General features: G+C 40.7%; 25 protein-coding genes. 19 read left to right on the top strand and 6 right to left on the bottom strand.

Annotated features, from left to right (window positions below; translation table 11 throughout):
- Positions 1-80 precede the first annotated feature (80 nt).
- Genes EXT48_RS08395 through EXT48_RS08385 form a run of 3 tightly spaced genes read left to right on the top strand, consistent with a single transcriptional unit; the run spans position 81 to position 3,184 of the window.
- Positions 81-1,280 carry a lipoprotein-releasing ABC transporter permease subunit gene (locus EXT48_RS08395; protein ID WP_130164185.1) on the top strand — a complete coding sequence of 400 codons (1,200 nt, stop codon included), beginning with the start codon at positions 81-83 and terminating at the stop codon, positions 1,278-1,280.
- Positions 1,273-1,962 (top strand): lipoprotein-releasing ABC transporter ATP-binding protein LolD, encoded by a 690-nt coding sequence (gene lolD, locus EXT48_RS08390; protein WP_130164184.1) that lies wholly within the window; start codon positions 1,273-1,275, stop codon positions 1,960-1,962. Before EXT48_RS08395 ends, lolD begins: the two co-directional genes overlap by 8 nt.
- The gene (locus EXT48_RS08385; RefSeq protein ID WP_130164183.1) at positions 1,955-3,184 is read left to right on the top strand and encodes a lipoprotein-releasing ABC transporter permease subunit; all 1,230 of its coding nucleotides are present in this window, start codon (positions 1,955-1,957) and stop codon (positions 3,182-3,184) included. The genes lolD and EXT48_RS08385 overlap by 8 nt, the downstream gene beginning before the upstream one ends.
- A 162-nt stretch (positions 3,185-3,346) precedes the next feature.
- On the opposite strand, the gene sbcB is transcribed toward EXT48_RS08385, so the two are convergent.
- On the bottom strand, positions 3,347-4,816 hold the full coding sequence (gene sbcB / locus EXT48_RS08380) for an exodeoxyribonuclease I (protein ID WP_130164182.1): 1,470 nt from the start codon (positions 4,814-4,816) through the stop codon (positions 3,347-3,349).
- 122 nt (positions 4,817-4,938) lie between these two features.
- On the opposite strand from sbcB, the gene EXT48_RS08375 reads away from it, so the two are divergent.
- Together EXT48_RS08375 and EXT48_RS08370 are read left to right on the top strand one after the other, a co-directional pair.
- Positions 4,939-6,138 (top strand): site-specific integrase, encoded by a 1,200-nt coding sequence (locus EXT48_RS08375; protein ID WP_130164181.1) that lies wholly within the window; start codon positions 4,939-4,941, stop codon positions 6,136-6,138.
- A 103-nt stretch (positions 6,139-6,241) separates the two neighbouring features.
- Positions 6,242-7,732, top strand: a complete 1,491-nt coding sequence (locus tag EXT48_RS08370; RefSeq protein WP_130164180.1) for a P-loop NTPase fold protein — start codon at positions 6,242-6,244, stop codon at positions 7,730-7,732.
- An 18-nt stretch (positions 7,733-7,750) separates the two neighbouring features.
- On the opposite strand, the gene EXT48_RS08365 is transcribed toward EXT48_RS08370, so the two are convergent.
- Complete coding sequence (locus EXT48_RS08365) at positions 7,751-8,080, bottom strand: hypothetical protein (RefSeq protein ID WP_130164179.1); 330 nt, start codon at positions 8,078-8,080, stop codon at positions 7,751-7,753.
- Between the two features lie 270 nt (positions 8,081-8,350).
- Here EXT48_RS08365 and EXT48_RS08360 point away from each other — a divergent pair, with 270 nt between their 5' ends.
- The 4 genes from EXT48_RS08360 to EXT48_RS08345 all read left to right on the top strand — a co-directional run bounded on the left by EXT48_RS08360 (position 8,351) and on the right by EXT48_RS08345 (position 10,064).
- Entirely contained in the window at positions 8,351-8,611 is a 261-nt protein-coding gene (locus tag EXT48_RS08360; protein ID WP_130164178.1) for a hypothetical protein, read from the top strand.
- Between the two features lie 206 nt (positions 8,612-8,817).
- Positions 8,818-9,114 carry a hypothetical protein gene (locus EXT48_RS08355; protein WP_130164177.1) on the top strand — a complete coding sequence of 99 codons (297 nt, stop codon included), beginning with the start codon at positions 8,818-8,820 and terminating at the stop codon, positions 9,112-9,114.
- 43 nt (positions 9,115-9,157) lie between these two features.
- Positions 9,158-9,712 carry a hypothetical protein gene (locus tag EXT48_RS08350; RefSeq protein WP_099029193.1) on the top strand — a complete coding sequence of 185 codons (555 nt, stop codon included), beginning with the start codon at positions 9,158-9,160 and terminating at the stop codon, positions 9,710-9,712.
- Between the two features lies 1 nt (position 9,713).
- The gene (locus tag EXT48_RS08345; protein ID WP_099029192.1) at positions 9,714-10,064 is read left to right on the top strand and encodes a hypothetical protein; all 351 of its coding nucleotides are present in this window, start codon (positions 9,714-9,716) and stop codon (positions 10,062-10,064) included.
- A 420-nt stretch (positions 10,065-10,484) separates the two neighbouring features.
- Here the strand turns inward: EXT48_RS08345 and EXT48_RS08340 are convergent, their stop codons facing one another.
- From EXT48_RS08340 to EXT48_RS08330, 3 genes are all read right to left on the bottom strand, one after another.
- Positions 10,485-11,906, bottom strand: a complete 1,422-nt coding sequence (locus tag EXT48_RS08340) for an ATP-dependent endonuclease (RefSeq protein ID WP_130164176.1) — start codon at positions 11,904-11,906, stop codon at positions 10,485-10,487.
- A complete protein-coding gene (locus tag EXT48_RS08335; RefSeq protein WP_130164175.1) occupies positions 11,907-13,079 on the bottom strand; it encodes a DUF262 domain-containing protein in 1,173 nt (390 codons plus the stop codon).
- Between the two features lie 378 nt (positions 13,080-13,457).
- Positions 13,458-13,925, bottom strand: a complete 468-nt coding sequence (locus EXT48_RS08330) for a DNA-binding transcriptional regulator (RefSeq protein WP_165384101.1) — start codon at positions 13,923-13,925, stop codon at positions 13,458-13,460.
- Positions 13,926-14,097: 172 nt separating this feature from the next.
- Between EXT48_RS08330 and EXT48_RS08325 the strand changes: the two genes are divergently transcribed.
- The 9 genes from EXT48_RS08325 (at position 14,098) to EXT48_RS08285 (ending at position 21,091) form a co-directional block, all read left to right on the top strand.
- Positions 14,098-14,376: an AlpA family transcriptional regulator gene (locus tag EXT48_RS08325; RefSeq protein WP_130164173.1), complete on the top strand. Its 279-nt coding sequence runs from the start codon at positions 14,098-14,100 to the stop codon at positions 14,374-14,376.
- Complete coding sequence (locus tag EXT48_RS08320) at positions 14,373-14,675, top strand: AlpA family transcriptional regulator (protein ID WP_130164172.1); 303 nt, start codon at positions 14,373-14,375, stop codon at positions 14,673-14,675. The genes EXT48_RS08325 and EXT48_RS08320 overlap by 4 nt, the downstream gene beginning before the upstream one ends.
- Position 14,676: 1 nt before the next feature.
- Positions 14,677-15,018, top strand: a complete 342-nt coding sequence (locus EXT48_RS08315; protein WP_130164171.1) for a hypothetical protein — start codon at positions 14,677-14,679, stop codon at positions 15,016-15,018.
- An 8-nt stretch (positions 15,019-15,026) separates the two neighbouring features.
- Positions 15,027-15,245 (top strand): hypothetical protein, encoded by a 219-nt coding sequence (locus EXT48_RS08310; RefSeq protein WP_130164170.1) that lies wholly within the window; start codon positions 15,027-15,029, stop codon positions 15,243-15,245.
- The gene (locus EXT48_RS08305; protein WP_130164169.1) at positions 15,242-15,829 is read left to right on the top strand and encodes an SAM-dependent methyltransferase; all 588 of its coding nucleotides are present in this window, start codon (positions 15,242-15,244) and stop codon (positions 15,827-15,829) included. The genes EXT48_RS08310 and EXT48_RS08305 overlap by 4 nt, the downstream gene beginning before the upstream one ends.
- Before the next feature lie 26 nt (positions 15,830-15,855).
- The gene (locus EXT48_RS08300; RefSeq protein WP_130164168.1) at positions 15,856-16,149 is read left to right on the top strand and encodes a hypothetical protein; all 294 of its coding nucleotides are present in this window, start codon (positions 15,856-15,858) and stop codon (positions 16,147-16,149) included.
- Positions 16,146-16,697, top strand: coding sequence for a 3'-5' exonuclease (locus tag EXT48_RS08295; protein WP_130164167.1), 552 nt, complete (start codon positions 16,146-16,148; stop codon positions 16,695-16,697). The genes EXT48_RS08300 and EXT48_RS08295 overlap by 4 nt, the downstream gene beginning before the upstream one ends.
- Before the next feature lie 47 nt (positions 16,698-16,744).
- Positions 16,745-19,894, top strand: a complete 3,150-nt coding sequence (locus EXT48_RS08290; RefSeq protein WP_240703366.1) for a replication endonuclease — start codon at positions 16,745-16,747, stop codon at positions 19,892-19,894.
- Positions 19,895-20,083: 189 nt separating this feature from the next.
- Complete coding sequence (locus EXT48_RS08285; RefSeq protein WP_165384100.1) at positions 20,084-21,091, top strand: DUF4238 domain-containing protein; 1,008 nt, start codon at positions 20,084-20,086, stop codon at positions 21,089-21,091.
- A gap of 60 nt (positions 21,092-21,151) precedes the next feature.
- On the opposite strand, the gene EXT48_RS08280 is transcribed toward EXT48_RS08285, so the two are convergent.
- A complete protein-coding gene (locus EXT48_RS08280) occupies positions 21,152-21,397 on the bottom strand; it encodes an ogr/Delta-like zinc finger family protein (protein ID WP_130164165.1) in 246 nt (81 codons plus the stop codon).
- Between the two features lie 364 nt (positions 21,398-21,761).
- Between EXT48_RS08280 and EXT48_RS08275 the strand changes: the two genes are divergently transcribed.
- Positions 21,762-22,013 carry a PapB/FocB family fimbrial expression transcriptional regulator gene (locus tag EXT48_RS08275; RefSeq protein ID WP_130164164.1) on the top strand — a complete coding sequence of 84 codons (252 nt, stop codon included), beginning with the start codon at positions 21,762-21,764 and terminating at the stop codon, positions 22,011-22,013.
- Positions 22,014-22,056 lie beyond the last annotated feature (43 nt).

The following is a 22,056-nucleotide window of genomic DNA, read 5'->3' as shown; positions in this document are numbered from 1 at the left end:
ACACTTTTTATAGCAATCCTGCCATCAATCTGGTTTTGAGTATGTTAGTATCCGTGCAGCAGTTTTTTACGAGATAGATTATGTTTCAACCAGTTAGCCTCTTTGTTGGGTTAAGATATAGCCGTGCTGCGAAAGGCAATGCATTTATATCGTTTATCTCATTTTTCTCAATTGCGGGTATCGCCCTTGGCTTAATGAGTTTGATCACCGTCAGCTCAGTGATGAATGGCTTTGAGCAAACCTTAAAAGCCGCCATGCTTGATTTGATCCCGCATGTGCAAATTAAGGAAAATGAGCAACTTGATCAAAATAAATTACAAGCCATTGAAAATCATCCGTTGGTTAAACAAGTTTCGCCATATGTTGCAAGTGACGTAATTCTACAAACCAATCAAGATTTGGTGGGCGTGCAACTTCAAGGGCTATTTCAAGGGTATGAAACAGCGTTAGATGATGCAGTGCGTGCCGGCAGTTTAACTCGATTGTACGAGCAAAAATACCAAGTGGCGCTGAGTCGCTATTTAGCCAATAAACTTGGCGTAAGCGTTGGTCAGCAACTCCGCGTGATCATGCCTGAATTCACCACATACACACCGCTTGGCCGCACACCGACGCAGCGCTTATTCACCGTAGCTGCCATATATGATGGCCAAAGCGAAGCTGACACTTATTTGGCATTTGCCGATGGGAAAAGCTTGCAGCGGTTAATGCGCAAGAAGCCAGAGCAATACGACCTTAACATTCATTTATATGATGCTTTTAGCTTGCTAGATTTTTATCAGCAAGCGGACAGCTTGTTGCAGGGGCTCGAGACACAGGATTGGAAAACTCAGCAAGGTACATTGTTTGCGGCCGTTGCAATGGAAAAGCGCATTATGTCGCTATTACTTGGCCTTATTGTGATAGTGGCTGTATTTAATATCATTTCAGCGCTATCTATGATGGTGAGTGAGAAGCAAGGGGAAGTAGCTATTTTGCAAACGCTTGGCTTTACACCACAAATGATAGCAAAAGTGTTTATGGCGCAAGGGATGTATAACGGCGTTTTTGGCACACTCATTGGTGTTGCTGGTGGATTATTGCTGTCGAACAATATTAATGAGGTGCTCCACCTCGCAGGCCTTCAGTTGCTTGGTGGCGCTGAACTTCCGGTCAAAATAGAACTAACAGATTTAACGATTATGGCAGTGGGCAGCATATTGCTAAGCTTTTTAGCAACCTTGTATCCAGCTAAACGCGCGTCGAGTGTGCTGCCAGCAGAGGTATTAAGATATGAGTGATTTAGTCATTGACTGCCAAAATTTGGTCAAAAGCTACCAAGATGGTAAAGCCGAAGTAACGGTATTAAAAGGCGTTGATTTATCTGTAACCCAAGGTGAGATGCTTGCGATTGTGGGTAGCTCGGGCTCAGGTAAAAGTACTTTACTGCATATTCTCGGTACCTTGGATAAAGCATCCACTGGCAGTGTAAAAATTAAAGGTGTGGAAGTTGGCAAGCTGTCACGTAAAAAGCAGGCGGAATTTAGAAATAAGCATTTGGGTTTTATCTATCAGTTTCATCATCTGTTGATGGAGTTTAGCGCGGTTGAAAATGTGGCGATGCCGTTATTAATTGCCGGTAATAAAGCAAAAAAAGCCCGAGAAAAAGCATTACTCATGCTTGATAAAGTAGGCTTGAGTCATCGTGCTGATCATAAGCCTTCAGAGCTTTCTGGGGGGGAGAGACAGCGTGTTGCGATTGCAAGAGCGTTAGTAACAGAACCTGATTTGGTGCTAGCTGATGAACCAACCGGCAATCTTGATAAGCATAATGCTCTGAGAATTTATGACTTGCTGGCTGAACTCAATCAACAGCTAAAAACCAGCTTTGTTGTTGTAACACACGACTTAGAGTTGGCAGATAAGCTTGGTCGTGCAGTGCAACTGGACGATGGCAAAGTAGGTGTGTATCAGCATGCTTAGTTATTTTTTAAGCAAACGCTTTAGAGAGTCTAAACGTCAGCTTGGTTTTATTGGTTTTTTAACCCGTGCTTCTACGCTTGGTGTAATGCTGGGTATGGCAGTATTGATAGTCGCACTTTCTGTGATTAATGGTTTTGAAGAACAATTAGAGCAGCGGCTGTTGTCGGTGGTGCCGCAAGTGAGTTATCAAGCACCTTACGACCCTATTCAAGCGTGGCAGCAAAAAGTAGAGATCTTGGAGAGTCAACGTGGCGTCGTAAGCGCGACGGCTGAAATTAACTTAACAGCTATGCTGCAATACAAAGGCACCTTAAAAGCGGCGCAGTTAAAAGGGATCGCACCGAATAGGCATCATATGGTGTCGAGCATAGGTGAATTTATAAAAGGTGCGGAACTAAAAGCATTAAAACCGGGTGAAGTGATCATCGGCAAAGGGATAGCTGACAAGCTTGGTGTCGTGGCTGGCGATAATATTCAACTCTTGGTTGCTAACAAACATTCGGATAATCCACTCGCTGCGCCAAAGCGATTAACGGCGACTGTGGTGGGACTTATCGATATGGGTGGGCCACTTGACCAAACATTAGCCTTAGTGCCGCTTAATGCATTGCAAGAAGCGATGGACTTTAGAGAAGACCAAGTAACGGACTTGCGTGCCAAGGTGAGTGATGTGTTTCAGGCACAGCAAATTGCGACATCAGCGGGTAGGGCATTACCCGATTTAGTGTACGTATCGTCTTGGTTTCGTACGCAAGGCGGACTGTATCAAGATATTCAGATGGTGCGCACTATCGTCTATCTCGTGGTATTTCTGATCATCGCTGTCGCGAGCTTTAATATCGTTTCTTCTATGGTGATGGAAGTAAAAGAAAAGCGGGCGGATATCGCCATTTTGAAAACCATGGGCGCACAGGACAGTACGATTTTTTCGACTTTTGCGCTACAAGGTGTGACGTATGCAGGGATAGGTGCACTGCTGGGCACTGGGATCGGCATTTTTATTGCTATTAATATTCCCGATATTTTTAAAGCCTGGATCAATATGAGTGATAGCAATCCGCTTGAAGGCGTCTACTTTATTGAATACTTACCGAGCAAAATTATTTGGACAGACATTTATATCAGTTTAGTCACGACTTTTGTTATGGCAGTCGTCGCAAGCTTATATCCCGCTTGGCAAGCTACCAAAACGGATCCTGCCAAGGTCCTGGGAAATGGGTAACACCTAAACCGTAGGTCGGCCTTTAGGCCGACACCTAGGCCATTTATCATTGCATGGTCTTATCCCATTTTCCATGACACACGCACCGTAGGTCGGCCTTTAGGTCGACATCTTTAGACCGACCTCCAACGGGCCGACACCCATAGGCCGAAAACCTGCGAATTACAAGCTTTGAGCGTAATGATAAAGCGCTTTTAAGATTTGCATATTGCGCTCATTACCTTCATTTTCTGCGACTAAATTTTCAAGCTCCAGCATAAAATCTTCGGCTGAAATTGAAGGGTTATCTTCATTATGCATCAACTTGTTTTGGCAATATTTACGCCATTTATCAAGCTCTACAGGTGAGAGCGACTGCGGCCAGTTTCTTGCCCGATAGCGAAACAGCAAAGTGTTAAATTTACTGTCTTCAAAATCCAGTTCAATGGTTGCCAACTCTTCGGGCGATGCATTGCGAATGATTGCAAATTTGGCTTTATCGGCCTTGCTGGTGAAACCATCGTAGAGTTGATAATCCGGATTACTTGGTTTCTCGAATCCCTTTTCATCGCTAAAGACTTCTGCAACCTTATCCCTTAGCTCTGGGCGTGCTTTAAGGTACTTTAAGTTTTCAAGGCATTGCTCGCGGTCAATTCCAAGCCTTGCTGCGTTTTCGGGCAAGAGGGTCTTAGCTGGTGCTACCAGCGGGCATTTATTGATATGTACTAGTTTTAATCCAACCGGTAGCTCATCATCACCCAATTCACTGCGTTTTGTATAAAGCCGTTGTTTGAGTGCCTCAACGTCAAGGTCATTCAATACCTCCGGTGCCTGTGTTAAATCAAAGCAGATCACTGCATTGCTATTGATCGGGTGAAAGCTCATCGGCGCGATCCAAGTGGTGCAACCTTGTTGTGCTGGAAACATAGAAGAAACGTGTACTAAAGGCTGCATATTGAAAACGTCGATTAGGCTCGACACCGCTTTTTTATGTCTGTGATTAAAGTAGAACTCATACAGTTTTGGCTGTTTGGTTTTTATCAGTTTTGCCAGCGCAATCGTTGCGGTAACATCACTCAATGCATCGTGCGCGGCGCCGTGCTCAATGCCATTGGCGACGGTTAAGTGTTCCAGCTTAAAACTCGGATTGCCATCTTCACGGGTTGGCCATTCAATCCCTTCTGGACGAAGCGCATAACAGGCTCTTACCAGATCTATGATGTCCCAGCGGCTATTGCCATTTTGCCATTCACGCTCATAGGGGTCATAAAAGTTACGATAAAGGCTATAACGGGTTAGCTCATCATCAAACCGAATACTGTTATATCCGGCAACGCAGGTTTGTGGTTTGGCAAATTCAGCGTGGATTTTTGCCATAAACTCGGCTTCGGTCAGGCCTTTTTTTAGTGCTAATTGTGGTGTGATCCCAGTAACTAAACAGGCTTGAGGATGCGGGAGATAATCTGGAGCAGGCTGACAATACTCAATCAGTGGCTCACCAATAATATTGAGATCCAGATCCGTTCTGATCCCAGCAAACTGGCTTGGCCTGTCTTTTTGCGGCGTCGCCCCCCAACTCTCGTAGTCGTGCCAATAGATAGTGGGTGTATTCTGGTCGTTTCCTGATGTTTCTGATTGGCTCATATTTTTCATAAAATCAATGGCTTATTGCTATTTTTGTTTTCTCTTTGTTTTTCCATGTTTCTTGCAATTATGCACAAGTGTGTATATAAGTGTGTATATCAAAACTACCAAGTGTGTATATCGTGGTAACTATGGCAATAACAGACGCGAAGCTGCGAAAGCTAGTAAACAAGAAAAAAGATCCTATCGTATTATCGCATAGAGACGGACTAAGAGTAAGACGTAATAGCAACGGAACGGTAGCCTGGCAATATCGTTTTAGATACCTTAGAAGTCAGCAGATCGTCACGATTGGTTATTACCCAGACTTATCTGTAAAAGACGCACAAGATTTAGTGTCACTCTTAAAAGCTTGGATTGCGGCAGGGGAAGATCCGCGAGTAAAACTTAAGGAACGTAGGCAAGGAGATGTAGCTAGACGGACGCCAGCTCAGATAACCGCAGCATGGTTTGACGCTGAGAAATCTAAATTCAAAGAAAAGACGCAAATATTATACGCAAACAACATCAAGAAATGGATCTTGCCGCACTTAACAGAAAAACCAGCGGAAGACATGTCACCTGTAGACTGGCACAAGTTTTTTGATTTTGTAAGAAGTGAAGGCTCAGCCAAGCTAGCGCCGATCATTTTAATACGATTAAAGTCCGCAATAAGGTGGGCTGCTATGCGTGGCGAAATACCCAATAATAATCCTATTTTAGATTTAAAAACTAAGCATGTTGGTGAGCCAAGTACTCAAGGGCAACGCTGGCTAACATTTAAAGAGATTGCATTACTCTGGCGCCAAATTGAGCAGTCGAAAGCAACACCAACAACCAAAGCATGTTTACAAGCTATATTTATTACCGGAGCAAGGCAGTCAGAGGTGAGGTTAATGCGGTGGGAGCACATAGATCTAGAAAGTGGCACATGGACAGTTCCCCCTGAAAACTCCAAGACGAATAAAGCAATTAGAAGACCGCTCACAAAAAAACTGCTATCAATAATAAACAATCAAGGTTTAGTTTATGGCCGCCAAGGAGTTGTGTTCCCTGGTGCAAACCTTTCAAAATCAACCACAGTCCATTCAATTAACCAGTTCTGTGACAGAATGTGGAACCACCTAAATACAAAATATAAAATACCGAAGTTTGTGCCACACGATGCACGACGATCGTTAAGTACGCTATTAAGTGAGCAAGGCGTTTTGCCGCATGTAACTGAAAAAATGCTGGGGCATGCAATGCGTGGTGTAATGGCCGTATATAACAAGCATGACTATATCAATGATCAGCGAGAAGCATACGAGCTCTATTGGCAATGTATTGAACAAGAGATTAATAACTTGTAGTGGGGCGTATACTTAGGAGCAAATATAGCAGCTAATTAGCTATAAATCTTTAAGAATAAAAGATAGCATAAGTTGTAGAATTTTAGCTTTTAAGGTCTTTTGAATGGATATCTCTAGTTTCGCAAGTAAATACAAATCGTGGGTGGAACAGTACAACTGGGACACATGTCTAAATGGTCGTCGGGAGTATGGAGAGTTCCTTAGCTCATTTCTTACAAGCCATAGCAGAGTTATAAATTTAGATGGAGTATATGGCTCTGGTAAAACTGAATTTATTAGGCGTTTATACGTTGAGCTCGCTGAAAAAAAGCACCCCGTAGTTTATATAGATATTTGGGAAAGTGATTTCTCTAACAACCCCTTAGCAGTTATCTGTAGTGAATTTTTACAGCAAATAGAGTTTGCTTTAAAAGAAAAGGCTCCAAATGGCAAGGCAAAGCCAAAATCAGATGCAAAGAAAAAGATTAATGAACTAAAGTCCAAATTTGGTTGTTTTCTTAAATATATGGAAGTTGGAGCTATTTTAGCAGGGGAGCCAGAAGCAGCCACTGTTACTAAGGCTGCATCAGCTGCTGTTACAGCAACACCAGATTTTGATCTAAATACAAAAGCAGACAAGTTAGTCGACTTAGTAAAGCAAAATCACCTTGAAGCGGTGCAGGCGCTCAAAGATATAAGGGAGTTAATTACATACATATCAGGCATTTTAAAAATTATTTACGAATTGAATATGCCCATAGTGGTGCTGATCGATGAGTTAGATAGGTGTAGACCTAACTATGCAATTGAAGTTTTAGAAGTAATAAAGCATTTTTTTGAGACTGAAGGGTGTACTTTTCTCGTAGCTACAAATACCGATGTGCTTGAACACTCTGTAAGATCTGTTTATGGCCAAAGCTTTGACGCTAAACTCTATTTACGTAGATTTTTTAGTAGAAAAGTTAATTTACCTCGTGTCTCTGTAAATAAATATCTCGCTGCCAAACAGTTGGATTTTGATAAATACGAGGAACAAGGTTTAAAACTTTATCCATTTGTTGGAGAGCAACAAAAGAACAATTATTTTTTTGCAGAAGTATTTGAACATAACAATCTAGCACTAAGAGATATAGAGCAAATATTAGATAGATTTCAGATCAGCCTGGACTATGCGGTTAACTATTCAAAAGTGAAATTGACTCACATTAACACCGTGGTTCTTATACTCGGCTTGTTGGAGCAACACCTTGAAAGCGATTCGTTGTATGAGCGATTAAATGAAAATCCAATTTCATTTAGTGTTGCAGAGAACCTACCAACGCCAAATAGAATTCGATTGCATGATTTCGCGGAGACTATGCAGCGATGTGTTACGTTTTTGAAGCCGACAACTGCGGAGATTATTAAAAATAATGCTATAATGCCCTCAGCCGATAGAAAGTTAGCTATTTCATCTTCAACTCCTTTTGATGAAGGCACATTTGGTGAACATTTGAAATTTGATTTTCATCAAGTATTTTCTGATATGCAGAAAGGTTTCGAACGTCCCTATGAAAATTATTGGATGTGGGATGACTATAAGAAAGTTATCCTCCTATCAGGTAATATTGAGTAGGTAATATAAAGCTGCGACTTAATAAGCTACAGGTAAGCCTTTGTCGTCTAACACCAAGTAGACGCAAGATTTATAAATTACGGCGAGATGTGGTCGCTTTGGCAGCTCAATCCAGCCACTCATGGCCATGGGATCATAAGTAATCGCAGTCACACCATCTAATGCCACGTGCGGTAAATTGCTATGATCTCTACTTGCTTTTGTAAAACCTCTAAAGGGCAGTATATGAACACCCTCATCATAAGTAAATCTAACACGGTCTTGTATCAACGCAGAAGTTCGTTCTGCTAGTCCTCCGCGTTTCAAGTAAGTGTTACCGTAATGATAGCGATATCGAATAATTGGCATAACAAAACTGTTTAAATATACAGTCTTTATTGTAGTAAGCGAATAAAGAAACCTCAATAGTGTGGTAATAAAAGTAACTGTGTACAAAGTTCATATTTGGTTAAATACGATAAGGAAAGTTCACATGTCTCAATCCCTAGTTGAAGCGGCAATAGCAAAAAATCAATTACTAGAAATAATGAACTAACTCCCTTGAACAGTGGAAAGTAACATTCCTTGAACTAGTATTATGGTGAGCGCACTGGAGTGCGTTCTCCAACCCAAGGATGAATGATGAAATACTTACAAAACCTACTTTCCCTAGTCAGTAAATCTAGTAGCAATAGACTTCTGCCTAACCAAGAGTACGCATTTTTAATTCAACAAACAGAGAAGCGGCCAATCGCCATAATTTTATTGGCGTTGAAAACGGGTGTGCCTTGTAAAAAGTTAGTGCAAATTGCCAAGCGGTATCCATACAAATTTAAGCTTGCTAGATATATGGGCTTAAATGCGTTGGTTCGTATTGATGGATATAAGGGTAGGCGATAGATATTCATTTCTATTTACCGAGTAATGCAATTAAGATGAGAGTGGCTACAGCTAAAATCACACTGTTTTTTTAAACAGTGTTTGGCTTGTAGCCCGCCTATTGATTGCGATAAACTAACTTTGCTTGTTGTCATGCAGTGTTAATTATATTAACATAACGTGAACAAGTGTAAGGATTAATCAACTTTAATAAATAAGGATTTAAAATGAACTCCAAATCACTTGATGTGAAAGAATTGAAAGGCATAACAGGTGGTAATGGTGGCGGTGGCGACGGTATAGTGCCGCCAAGCTACACTAACCAAAGCACAATAACTCGCGCAGAAATCGCTAAGGTTGCTGAGTCGAAAACGGTTATTGAACACTCAATGCTCTCAAAAGTAACGGGTGGCAATGGCGGTGGTGGTGATGGCATTGAGCCGCCAAAAGTCGAGAGACAAAATTATACTGCTACTAGTTATGGTAGTGGTGGAGGCGATGGCATAGAGCCGCCAAAGTTCTAAGCTAGCCTACCGCAACATTTGATAAAGAAGTTTAAGGAAAAGCATGACAGACTTTTTTGTGTTCACTGGGGGAGCAATTAGAGTTTTAGAAATCCTAATTGTTTTATACCTACTATTTAAATTTAAAAATAGAAAGTGGAGCTTGTTTTTTGGCGGAAAAAGTAGCCTAAAAACTATTCAGGATCACGAATTGCACTCATGCTTTTTATCTGCACTAACAGTAATGGTATTTCACTTTATCAGCTCCAATTTGGCGCAACATATAGTCACAATTGAAGGAATGGAGAAACTAGAGCTTAGGCAGTTTTTCTATTTTAGTATGTTCATCTGTTCGATGTTATTTGCTGTTACTCTCTTTGGGCTCCATAAGATAAGGGGTTGTAGCTTTTCACCAACGGCCAGAAGATGTTTGTACATTACATTTTTAATGACCTCGTTGCAGCTAATGCAGTTTGTATCAAGAGGAATGTTAGACTCAGACCTGTTATCTCCACTCTATAAGTATGGCGTTGTCGTGCTTAATCTAATGACATTAGCAGTTGTTGCTGTTTACCCAATCAGTAAATTGGCAAATCTAAAAAGAATTAAGGAAGTATAAAATGGAATTGTTAGTAGCAATGTTAATTTGCAAAGTGTTCTTGGTTTTTGGCACAGCCTTAACGTTAGCAGAGGGACATGGTAATCAAGGTATTGAACAAAAAGCAGGGCTGCAAGTTAGTTTGTTACTAGAAACGTTTGAGGAGAAAGTAGAGCCAGAAAGTATAGCTTTTACCTCACATAACATCCTACTTGAAGTACACGATGCTATTACAGAACCTAACAAATTACTTTCTTACGAAAAAACAGTAGTGGCACATCATAAAGTTAAAAACTACGTGTTAACTACGGCTGGTAAGCCGATTGAGCTGCGGCCTAAAGCAGAACGGCCAATGCTTAAAGCTGTAAAATAGAATCGTATTAAATGTAGTAGCTTAGCCACGAATGGTCGTTAAGCTAACTCATTCCTGCCGGAAACCCCGTTAAACAGAAAACCCTAAAGATCCAGAAGCGTGCATTTCCCTTACTAAATCTAATGTATTCGTGGGTGTTACAAATTTGGACAAAAAGAGTCAACTATGAGTAAGTAATTAACTGCAATCTTCTTAGCGGAGTAAACTGTACTTGCTACTTATTTGATTCCGAAATCAATTCTATCTCTAACCTAATAGATGGTAAGGAAATGCAGTAGTTGTGTAATATTAGGGTTTTGAATTGGTAAAGCACCGTTCTAAATGCCAATGGTTACCTCCTTGCTTCGTTTGGGCTAAATAAACTCAACATGGGAGGTAACCCAACAATTTAGTTTTTAATAACTATTGTGCCTACCAACGTTATAGAGATTCAACAAACTCTTTGACTTGCTCTGGGTTATGGTCACACCAATGGCGGCACACTTTGGCAAAAAGAGTAGACTCATCTATCGGCAATGTTTTCACAAACTCTCTAAAATAGTCGTGAAAATCTACACCTTGTGAGGATTCTTTTGCTGCATCAACTCGAAAAGCTGCAACATTAAGTACTGCTGCAATAATTTCACTATCTAAACCAATAAAGTAATCGCGTATAAGTTCGTCTGGAGCAAGCAGGGACGGCAAGTATCTATCTACACTACCATCGTTGAATTTAGCTGTGAACTTTCCTCTGGAGTCTCCGTCGAAAACAGCTCGAAACTTGTAGTCATCTACGTTATCGCAAAAGACATGACAACGCTTGATTAACTCCCCTTCAGAACCAGCGATTTCAAAAGAGTAAAGGTCAGATAAATCTCCGAGAATTTCTTTAATTAGGATTAATGCAGCCTCATCCTCTACACTCAATAATCCTTTTTTTGAAGTGGTCTTTTGAAGTCCTAGTTCTAAAATCTCCCCAACTGCTTCAAAATCTCTATAAAATCGCTTTTCTTGCCCAGAATCCATCATCAAGTTGATCCGTTCGGGATCTATAAAAGATAGTATATGTTCCGAGTGTGTAGATAGAACAACGCTAACGCCTTTTTCACCTACAAGCCATGCAAGGCAATTCATCAAACGTTTTTGTGTCTTAGGAGGTAAATAGCTTTCAGCTTCCTCAATAAAAAGTAACGCATACTCGTCAATGCTCGAGATACGTTCAATTAACCAGAAAAAGTATAGCAATGAGATTTCACCGATACCCATAGTCGAACTTTGGTACGTTACGCCATTCCTTTCTACTTCGAAGATAGGAATTATAGGATGTTCATCATACTCTTGCTCAATGTTCCATACTTTCACAGAACTGTAGATAGTATTGGTCAGGTAATTAATATTAAGTATTTGTTCATTTGAGTATTTTTTATAGCCTATCTGTTCTAATTGTTCATTAAGATTGTCTTGACTACGAATAAAAGATAAGTAGGTAGGAATATACGAACATGGATCAAACAAATATGGTGTTACCTCTTCCTCTTGCAGTTCAGAGGAGTCGATAGCGACAAGCTGCCCATTTCTCTTTACCGATACGGTAACTTGAACGTTATTTAGGTCAATAAGAGTGTCAATTTTACACCTGTTACTGTTGTAGTTTATTAGGCTATTATATAGTGAAGCAATTAATGTACTTTTACCGACACCGTTTTTACCTGCGATGGAGGTTAGGCCTTTGCTCAAGTTTAATATTGAACCCGCTAAAATGTCTCCGTTGTTAACTTTGAACTTGCTAATATGGCAGTCGAAGTCTCTCTTACTGCTCTTTCTCCAGTAGTCATTAAACTTGGCTTGCTTAAAGTTAATCATTTACAACGGTCTCCAATCTAAGCTCTTCGCTAATACAAGGAGCTCGTCTTCAGATATCAATGCCCTATTTGCTAAATGAGAAAATTGTTCTGTCAATTTTTTAATTCGAGGCTCTTCTATATAGGCATCCGAATAAAGATAGAAAAGCCCATGTAGAACGATGTCTCTTAATATAATGGAGGAAGTATCTGCAACTCTTGACGTTGAACGATCGGTGAATATTTTTAGTGACTGTTTAACTCCTTCACTAGTAGCTCTGAATCTTGGGTTGGAAAATAAATCTATCTCATCGTTATTGCGACTGTGCTCGAAATCGTAAATGAAATTAGCTAGTTTTTTCATCGGTAAGTCAGAGCTTGCTAAACTAATTATAAACAGTATCCATGAGTGAAAACTGGCTTTGTTGAACCTAACGTTAGCACCGCTTTTATTTAGTGCTATTGAAAAGTTCATCAGTGCATTTTTTAAAATAGTTACACTTTCTTTAGAAAAGCCTTGTTCGGAACGGTATTTATCAGTAATTATAGATGATGTGATCTTCCTTCCTAAAACACCATTCTCCATTGTTGTTAAGAGCTTAGCTACGATATCGTCATATGCCATTCTAGAGTTAGTAAAACCAATGGTAGATTTGTCAAAACCCAACTCCTCGGTCATATATAATGCTACTGATTTTACTTGTTGCCTTGACTCTCCAAAGAAAGCATTTCTTTGCTCTGCTGATGTTAGGCTTGTTGGGTGGTTCAACCGATGGAACAACTCTCCAGGCTCCCCGATCTTATAGTCGTTAATAGTTATAAAGCGTATTGTAAACAACTCAATTTTATCTTGATAAACTGGCGGTAAGTCACTCCAGTACAACCTATCCAAAGAGCCTAATTCATCATCTTTCGGTTCTAAAGTACCATTGATTGGAAATTCACCAGCAATAAAGTCCCTGATCGAAACAAGTCGCTGCTGACCATCCAATACCTCAATCTTATTCGTCAAAGGCGAGGAAATAAGGTGAATAGGGGGAATATGCCACCCTCTCAAAATACTATCTATCAGTCGTTGCTTTTTAAGGGTGTTCCAAACCTCACCTCTTTGGAAGTCAGGCTGTAAATCAATAAGACCACGATTGATACGATTTACAATCGATAATATGTCAGGATCAGATGTTTTAATGTGCATTGTTTTGGCCGATAGTAATGATTTTATTACAGTAACTTATTGATTATGAGATGTATAGAACTGTCATCTTTGTTGATGGAGTTCTTTGGTACAATACCTAGCATTACAGGTCGCCCTCCCAATGCTTGAAAGGAAGAAATGTGATACCTCATATAATCCGTCAAATGCTAACTTAGCAAAGTCGCTGATATGTTTTTATCCAAATACAGGTTAGGCGATCGTGCGTTATAGCAGTTGGATTTAAGATATTGAGTTTCTGTTGAGCAGCCAAGTCTGGCACATATGCAACTTTCCGATTTGAATAAATCCTAACAATCAAATCTGAAAGATAAAGTTAAGACTTATTAAACTAGAAAGCCCGCTGCGTAGCGGGCTTTTTTATGCTGTTTTACTTGTATTTTCTTCGTCTGCATACCTTGCGGCTAGCAAAGGTTTAACATCTTTTAGAATTAACTTTCCACAGTCATCAAAGTCGACCTGCTTTTCAACGTTCGGTTTAAACCAGTCTAAATGACAGAACATTAAAAGTGATTGAGCTACCTTATCTACAAATTGATCCTCAAATTCAGACTCAGAAATCGTCGCATCATGTTTACTCTGGTTATCACCTGGAGAAACCTGTCCAATTTGTGGGTGCGTTTTCCCAGTCAACAACCACATAGTGTAAATGCTGGTTGCCTTATTATTTGCCAGTTTCTCGATGACTGAGTAGCCAGGTTCAGAACTTCCAAGCTCATATTTTTTAAGCCCTCCAATTCCTATATCAAGTAATTCGCAAAACTTTGCTTGTGATAACCCAAGAGTGGTTCGTATTAATTTTATTTTTTCACCGACATGGCTTGACATGGTACTCATAACGACCTAAATTACACAAATGGTATCTATAGTTACTATTTTGGTTTTTAAAGCTACTAAATTTTCAGTTTCGGGAGCTTTAAAGCACTTTTATAAGAGCTTAGCACATGGATAGGTAACTTAGAAACCACGTTAGTTCACTAAATTGTTGACGAGGTTATGTATGGATAAACAAAAGTTTAGGAAGAATCTGCTTGGCGAAGTTGTTGGACCTAATGAAGGTTTCTTAAGGCTTGAGAGAGTAATGGAGATGTGTGGCATGTCGCAGTCTCACATCTATAAACTAATGAGTGAAGGTAAGTTCCCTAGATCTCAAAAGCTAACGCATAGATGCTCGGTGTGGTTAGAGACAGACATTAATTTGTGGCGCTCAATGACTACGGAGTCTTTCTACTCTCAGTACGGCGAGCAATTGCTGCAAGCCAAGGAGCTAGCAGCATGAATACTCAAGCTATAACTCGGCTAAATATCTCTCCTGATGCACAAGCCATTCTTATGACATTGCTTAACGAGAACGTACAGCTTAAGCAGCAACTAGCTCAACAGGAGTCTGAGCTAAAAGACGAACTATTACCCACAATAGATGCGATGAAGCTCCTTGGGTGTGGCCGCAAGAAATTTTGGGAACTTGCAAAAAAAGATGGATTTCCACCGGCTATTCCATTTGGTAGATCAAATCATTATCGACGTGCCCAACTTATAAAATTTAGAGACAGCTACATAGAAAGTAAGGAGGCTTAACATGGCAAATGCAGAGCCTCAAGGCTTACGCGAAATACGAGCAATGATTGGCGACCACCGCAAAAAGCCTGGCTACATTTTTACAAATGTACTTAGCCAAAAGCAACGCCAACTGTTGCTGTTTACAGCAGGATTTAGCCGTTTAGACCTAGAAAAGCACTGGAATGATATGACCCTAGATGAGCGCGACAAAGTGCGTAATGGCTTGATGTTTTTGAACAACATTGTGATTGAGTTTATCGACGCGAACGCCATGCAGCCAGAGTGTTTTTATCACGACGCTAAGCCAAACACGCCACGCTACAGTGCCGACAGCGTAGTTACACCAATTAAGCAACATTAGGAGTGATTATGTGTGTAACTATACCAGCGCCAAAAGCACCAGTTAGAACCTTTATGTCTTCGCCTAGACAGTTGGGCAGACTAAACCGTTTGTACCAAGAGCAGCTAGAGCTTAACACTAAGCTAACCCGTGCGATTGAACAAACCATTGGTTGGGTTGAGTCTACTGGCGGTTGCGACGAGTCTATCCGTATGCTGCGTGTAGCATTAGGTGAGGTGAAATCATGAGCTCAACAGGCCGCGGATATACACGTCACGAAGATGACTATTACGTTACGCCACATTGGATGATTAACGACTTTTTGCATGCGTTTGAGCAAGACGGAATTAGCGACTTTGAATCGTACAATCAGATTTTAGACCCAAGTGCAGGCGGGTGTGAAAAGTACGAAATGAGTTACCCAACGGTGCTAGCTCATCACGGCCTTGTAGCCGAGAGTTGGGATATAAGAGCTGACTCTCGCGCAGAACGTAAGGGGGTTGACTTTTTACAGCAACCAGCAGGGCCTGAGTATAACCAGTATGACATGATCATCACTAATCCACCTTTTAGGCTCTCACAAGAGTTTGTATATCACTCATTAAAAATGGTTAGAGGTGGCGGTGTGGTTATCATGTTGCAGCGCCTCAATTGGTTAGGAAGTATAAAGCGAAAACCCATGTGGCAATCCGTGCCGCTTGCCTCGGTATATGTGCATAGCAAACGTGGTGCTTTTAACCCTGAAAAACCAAATAAAACCGACTCCATCGAATACGCCCACTTTGTATTTTGCAAGGGGTTTAGGCTCCCAGCAGAGCTAGCCGTAATCTAATTCAATTACCCAAAGGAATAGTAAAAATGCTCCCTATCAAAGACCAAGATCTATCTAAAACACAGCGCCTAATAAGCAATATTGTTCATCATGCGGTTGAACAGGCCAATTTTACAATCCGTTTGCTCAATCAAAGAAGCACAGTACATATGCTAATGCAGTGCGAAGACACGCTAACTGATTTACTCCCAATCATTGAAATGGTCAGCGAAGAGCATGCCGAGTTTTCCCCCATTTACGACCAAATGAAAACAGCGCTAAACGCCGCCCAAATGGGTGGAGAGCCGTTACCAATTGAACAAGTGGAGGAAGCAAAATGAACCACGTAATGCTTGATTTAGAGACTATGGGACAGGGCAGTAACGCTGCAATAGTTGCAATTGGCGCCGTATTTTTTGAACCAACAACAGGCGCCATTGGCGCTTCATTCTACCAACAAATTGACCTAGAAGACGCTGTGAAATATGGCGAAATGGATGCAAGCACGGTGCTTTGGTGGCTTGAACAAAATGAACAGGCACGCAAAGAAATCACAAATGGTGAAGCCTGCAAGCTTAGCGATACCTTATACGACTTTACAGATTGGATTGAGCAAATAGAAGAGTACAAAGACAGAGTTGTGTGGGGCAATGGCGCAGGATTTGACAATGTGATCTTAGGCAACACTTACAGACGAATGCATGGCTCGCAGCCTTGGCCGTTCCAAAATGACCGTGACGTTAGAACCGTTGTTGAGCTAGGTAGAACCTTAAAAGGCACAGATCCAAAATACGATATTCCATTTGAAGGCGCCAAACATAACGCATTGGATGACGCCATCCATCAGGCCAAATATGTATCAGCAATTTATAAAGCACTAGCCGGCTAATAAAAATCTCCATGTATTGGGGCGGAAGCCCCTTTTTTAAGGAAAAAATGCCAGTGAGCATATGGCCAATAAAAACATTTGAGGTTTGCAAAGCCGCAGCAACCATCACAAAGCAAGTACAGGACAATGCGCACAGAGCGACATTGTTAAAAGGCTTGCAGCGATTTACCGTTTATATCCAGTACAAATTAGCCAAACAATACATCTCTAAAATAACACCTGAGCCAGAAGCTTGGTATCAAGACGAGCCTACAAACCCAAGCGAACCTGCTAACGCTTGGTTTTGTAACGTGCTTGCAACTACACCTCATAGAATAGATTTAACCAGTTTAGGTTTGAGTAAACTGGCTGTTGCGGCCTTAAATAAAGTACACAACAACCGCCATCATAATTATATTGCTGCCGACATAGTAGCCAGTAAGCGTGCCAGAAGTATTCAGGCTAGCTTTGTGAGGCAAACTGAGGAAACGCTAAAAGCAGCAGAGGTAGCAAAAGCAAAGCGTGTTGAGCTGTTTGAGCGTGACCGTTCACAAACAGAATTAGACGCAGAGAAAGTCATTGCAAAACAATCTGGCGGTTTGGTAACTAGCAGTGCAATGGCCCTAGTTAATGCCTTGGGAGACCAAGCTGAGATTGACTTTGTATATGACTGTTTAAGCAAAGTACCAAAGCCACTACAGCTACGTTTTGCTAAGCGTTTTATAGTTAAGTATGACTCATCACTTGAAAGCCTAGCAAGCGCTGGTAAGGATGAGCTACTAGAGATCAGTAAGCGGTTATATGAGTTTGGTAAGCACACGCAACAGGGCGTGCCAGAAGATTTTAAAAACCACTTAAAATGCCAATACCAAGCCAACGCTTGGCTTAGACGTGCTGTAAATACCCTTAAGCCCCGCCTAAAAACACTCAAGAAGATTACAGATAGTATGCCATTGCCTTGGCACATTTTAGCCAATGCAGAAAAAACCAAGAAGCACGCCAGCGAACTCGCGGCCAAAGTGACTGAAGTATTAACTGACTTAGCCGCTGAGCAATCAAACTGGGGTATGGTTGATTTTTATAACGCCATTGCTGAGTTTACTGAGCAGTATGGCGTTACGCTACCTTTTGAGGAAAAAGGTGAGTATTTAACCGAGCCAGACGCCGAAATTGCACTATTAAAAGCTCAGTGCCACAAGTGGTGGGCGCGCAAATTAAAAACTATCAGGCGCCGATATCTAGAGCATTTAGAGATCGCTACCGGAGAGGTGGGCCGGGACCTATTTACCACACATAACAAAAAGACAGGATCGGTCACCAAAAGAAAGGGGATTAATGCTTATTGCTCCAAACAAGCGCTTAAAGAGTACCAAGCCGACCGCGAAAAGGGTAGGCGATACTTAGAAAGCTTAGAGCTTATAAATGAACATAACGATGTAATTTCATTAATGAAAGCCGTTGAAGCGGGTGTGGCTAACCCAGAAAACATGCGTAATGAATTAATGCTACGGATCCGCGAGACTGAAGAACTTGCGGACGAAATGGGCTATGTAGGCGGTTTTTTTAACATTACAACCCCGAGCCGGTTCCATGCGAACTCTCCTAAGTGGGACGGCTCAACACCGAAAGAAGCAAGCAACTACCTCAATAAGCTGTACTCACAAGCACGGGCTAAGCTGGACCGCGAAGAAATCCCATATTTTGGTATTCGCGTTGCTGAGCCACATGCCGACGGCTGTACTCATTGGCATATGCTGCTGTGGATGCCTGAGCGTTGTTACCATCAAGTTAATCACATCCTGCGTAGGTACTTTACCAAAGACGATAGAGAGGTTTTTTTTGAACGGTTCAAAAATCGTAAATCACTGCGTGCCAGGTATGTTCGCGCTCGCAGAATATGGGGCCTGAATAAAAAGCGCAAAGTGTATACCCGAGAACCCAAAAAGGATTACACCCCAAGCGGCCCTCGCTATACGGCCATTAGAATGGAGCCACCAAAGGTTGATAAAGATGGCAACAAAACAGGTGGTGCGGCGGCTTATATCGCAAAATATGTAAGTAAGAATATAGACGGGTTTGCGTTAGCCAACGAATACGACGCGGAAACCGGTGAAAAGCTCGTTAAGGCTGTTAACCCGGTAAAAGCATGGGCGAGTACGTGGGGCATTCGCCAATTTCAATTTCAAAAATCCCCCTCAATTACCATCTGGCGTGAGCTGCGCAGAGTACGTGAAGAAGTTAAAGGCAATGACGAGCTAGAGCAAGTGCGTAAAGCTGCTGATGGAGGTGATTTTAAGACATTTGTGACCTTAATGGGTGGTTTTGGCATTGGCCGTGAGGCGAGGTTTAAACCTGCTTATCAACATACTGAGTTTGGCAATGCGTATTCTGAGTGTACAAAGCGGCTTAAAGGTGTTGTTGATGAACAAAGTAGATGCACGCTAATAACTCGGGTACACACCTGGGACAAACAACCAATTGGTACTGCCGCAGCTAACGACAACACCTATGATGCGAGTATGCACGATGCCAACAACGTCGGCGCAGCCGACCTACCTTGGACTAGTGGGAATAATTGTACGCCTTGCCCTACGGGGCATAGAGACGGATTATTGCTAGATATGATCGGATATACAGAAAAAGAGATCGCAGAGTTTAAAAAGGATCTAGCGGACGGTAAAAAGGTGCATCACAATGGCCGAGTTTACGTAATTCGGGGAGGTCAATTGCTCGTTATGAATGAAAAAGACCAGAAAAAAGCGATCAAACATGACTATGTGGTTCACGTAGCGCAAACGCTTGCCCAAAAACAAGCTGAAGAACGCAGGAACGAAGTTGTAAACAGCCTAGCGTATTGGGATGTCTTAGAAGATGATCAGCTCAAAGCGTTAGAAGAAGACGGAACCGTGATGGCTCATGGGCGGGTGTTCTATAAAGAGGGTGATAAGTTGCGTTCGTTTAAACAACTAGACTTTAGCGATATGGACCGAGCAATTGCAGCTACACCAGAAAAGGATCATTGGCGTGAGGCAAGAGAAATTGTTGATTTGGCATTCAGCTTGGCGGAAGCCGAACAGCGGCGCTTGCCGTCGAACTGCAAATACAAGAAGAAGTTGCAGTTAGTTGGAGATATGGAGCTAGCCAGGCTAATAGTTAGCGGACTAGCCACTGATATCAATACGAATGATTGGTGGGATATTGGGTTTAGTATGGCGTAGAAGTTGGTTTCTGTATACAATAAATTGTTCAGGGTATGAGAAAAGCAATATTTGATAAATAACCTTAAACGTTTAGTTTGAAAGAGCTACTACTAAGTTTATCAATGTTTTACGCAGTAGTTTTATTAAAGTAACTTACATATCATTTAGATAGAAACACAGGATAGATATCTATGGAGAGTACTTACATTGTCCAATGAACCTATAAATCACCATTATTTACCTCAGTTTTACTTAAAAGGATTTTCTGAATTAAAAAGGAGTAGCTATAGAGTCTATTCTTATGATAAAGAGCATGAAAGGAAAGTAATAAAGAAATCAGTAAAAAATATATGTTGTGAAAAGCATAGGTATACAGTTAGTCTGGATGGTGTGAATGATTACTTTATTGAAAAAAGCTATTCTGAGCTTGAAGGTATTATGTCAGAGGTTTTTAGAGCTAAAAAAGATTTTGTAAAATTAAAGTTGATAGAGAAGAAGAGAACGTATTGGTTATGGGATAGGCGTAAGTTTATAAAATGTCCGGAAGTTATATCTCTAGATGATATATTGAAAATTCCATTCTATGGAAGAATATTTAATTATTTCCTTTCCGTCTTGTATTGGCGTTCTACAGTGCATGATGAATACTTTCTTACCAAATCTAATAAAAGTTTTATATCAAGTTCAATTAAAAAAGTTGTTAGTGGATTTTCTAGTGATAAGGAGTTTAGCAGTTCATTTGGATTTAAAAATACTGAAGAATTAGACTGCTTAGTTGAAAGCGTTGATTCGAATACATCAAAAGATAGCATCGCGAAAATTCATAATAGTCTCATCTACCCTTTACATGGGCTTTTCAAGAATAGAGCAAAAACTCATGAACTTAGTCTTGTTTATATTGCAGACTTAAATGTCGTCAGCTCTGATTTTCCTTTTTTTACAAATGAAAGTTGCGTTAACCTAGAAAATGACTTTTTATTCGCGATGTCAAGTAAGTTAATATTTGTTAATGTTGATAGAAAAAAACGTATTAATATAGAGGATTTTTCAGATTGGACTTTTAAGTTGTCAATGCTTTATTACTTACAATCGAAAAGATACGTATTTTCTAATGATAAAGAACTGTTAGAAAATGTTATTAAATTTGCTAATGTTAGATATGGTTCTACGGGTATTAATGAATTAAAGAAAGAGCTTCTATCCTATTTTGTCTAGAACGTATACTTTTAATATACTTTTTCTTTTATTAAAGGCTGTTGTGTTTCCGACTAATTTTTACATACCAAGTAACTCCATTTGTTGATCTCTCGGAAGATTCTTAATTAGCCCCGCTGCAATTTGAGCTGTACTTTTGCAGGGGGGATTAATGAAATGATCAAATGATTGTGTCACTCGAAATGTGGCACCACACTCACGAGTATTACTGCAAGAACAATACAGTGTAACAACATGTGCGCTTTGTTTATCACGAGACGTGACGATAGCTTTAGCCTCACAGTTAGGACAAGTTACTCTAGCCATCAAAACCCCACATCAAAACAATTAATACACTGTGATTCTATACAGTATTCACTACCTCTGCAAATATCACTCAAAAATGAAAGCGAGAAAGCAAAAGGGTGAAAAATTCACTCCTCCTCGCCAAGCCCGCCGCTTTTGAACAAAAAGTTTGTGACATTCTGACACGGTTTGACTTTGGCATATTTTAAGAATTCTAAATATTAATCATCAAGTTGTAGGATCTAAAGGGATCGGGGGATCTATAGCGGCTTGTCAAAGTTGTGACATCTTGTGACATAAGTTGACACAATCAATGAAAAATCACTAGAAAAACTCAAAAAATCAAATAAAATAAAATTATTATGACTTAACTCATAACTATTCTATGAGATATCTTTTTAAAGGCATGCAGAGCCAAGAGCGTTTTGAATTGCTTTTGTCTCTCACTCGAATTCAAAGTGAAAATGTCATTAGTGCGCTTTTTGACTATTTGGTAAAAGGGATGGATAAGAAAGCCGCAGCAATGATTAATGGTGCAGAATTGCCTAATCTTTCTGCGGCCTTAAATAAGCTAGAAGAAAAAGCAGCTGTTATTGAAAGGATAAAGGAGTTAGATTTACCTAGTCAGCTCGATTAAAGAGTGAATATGATATAACCATTGAACATAAAAGGAATAAGCA

Origin of the sequence: Pseudoalteromonas sp. CO348 (genome assembly GCF_004208845.1) — a bacterium.
GTDB lineage: Bacteria > Pseudomonadota > Gammaproteobacteria > Enterobacterales > Alteromonadaceae > Pseudoalteromonas > Pseudoalteromonas maricaloris.
This window is presented reverse-complemented; position numbering and strand designations above follow the sequence as displayed.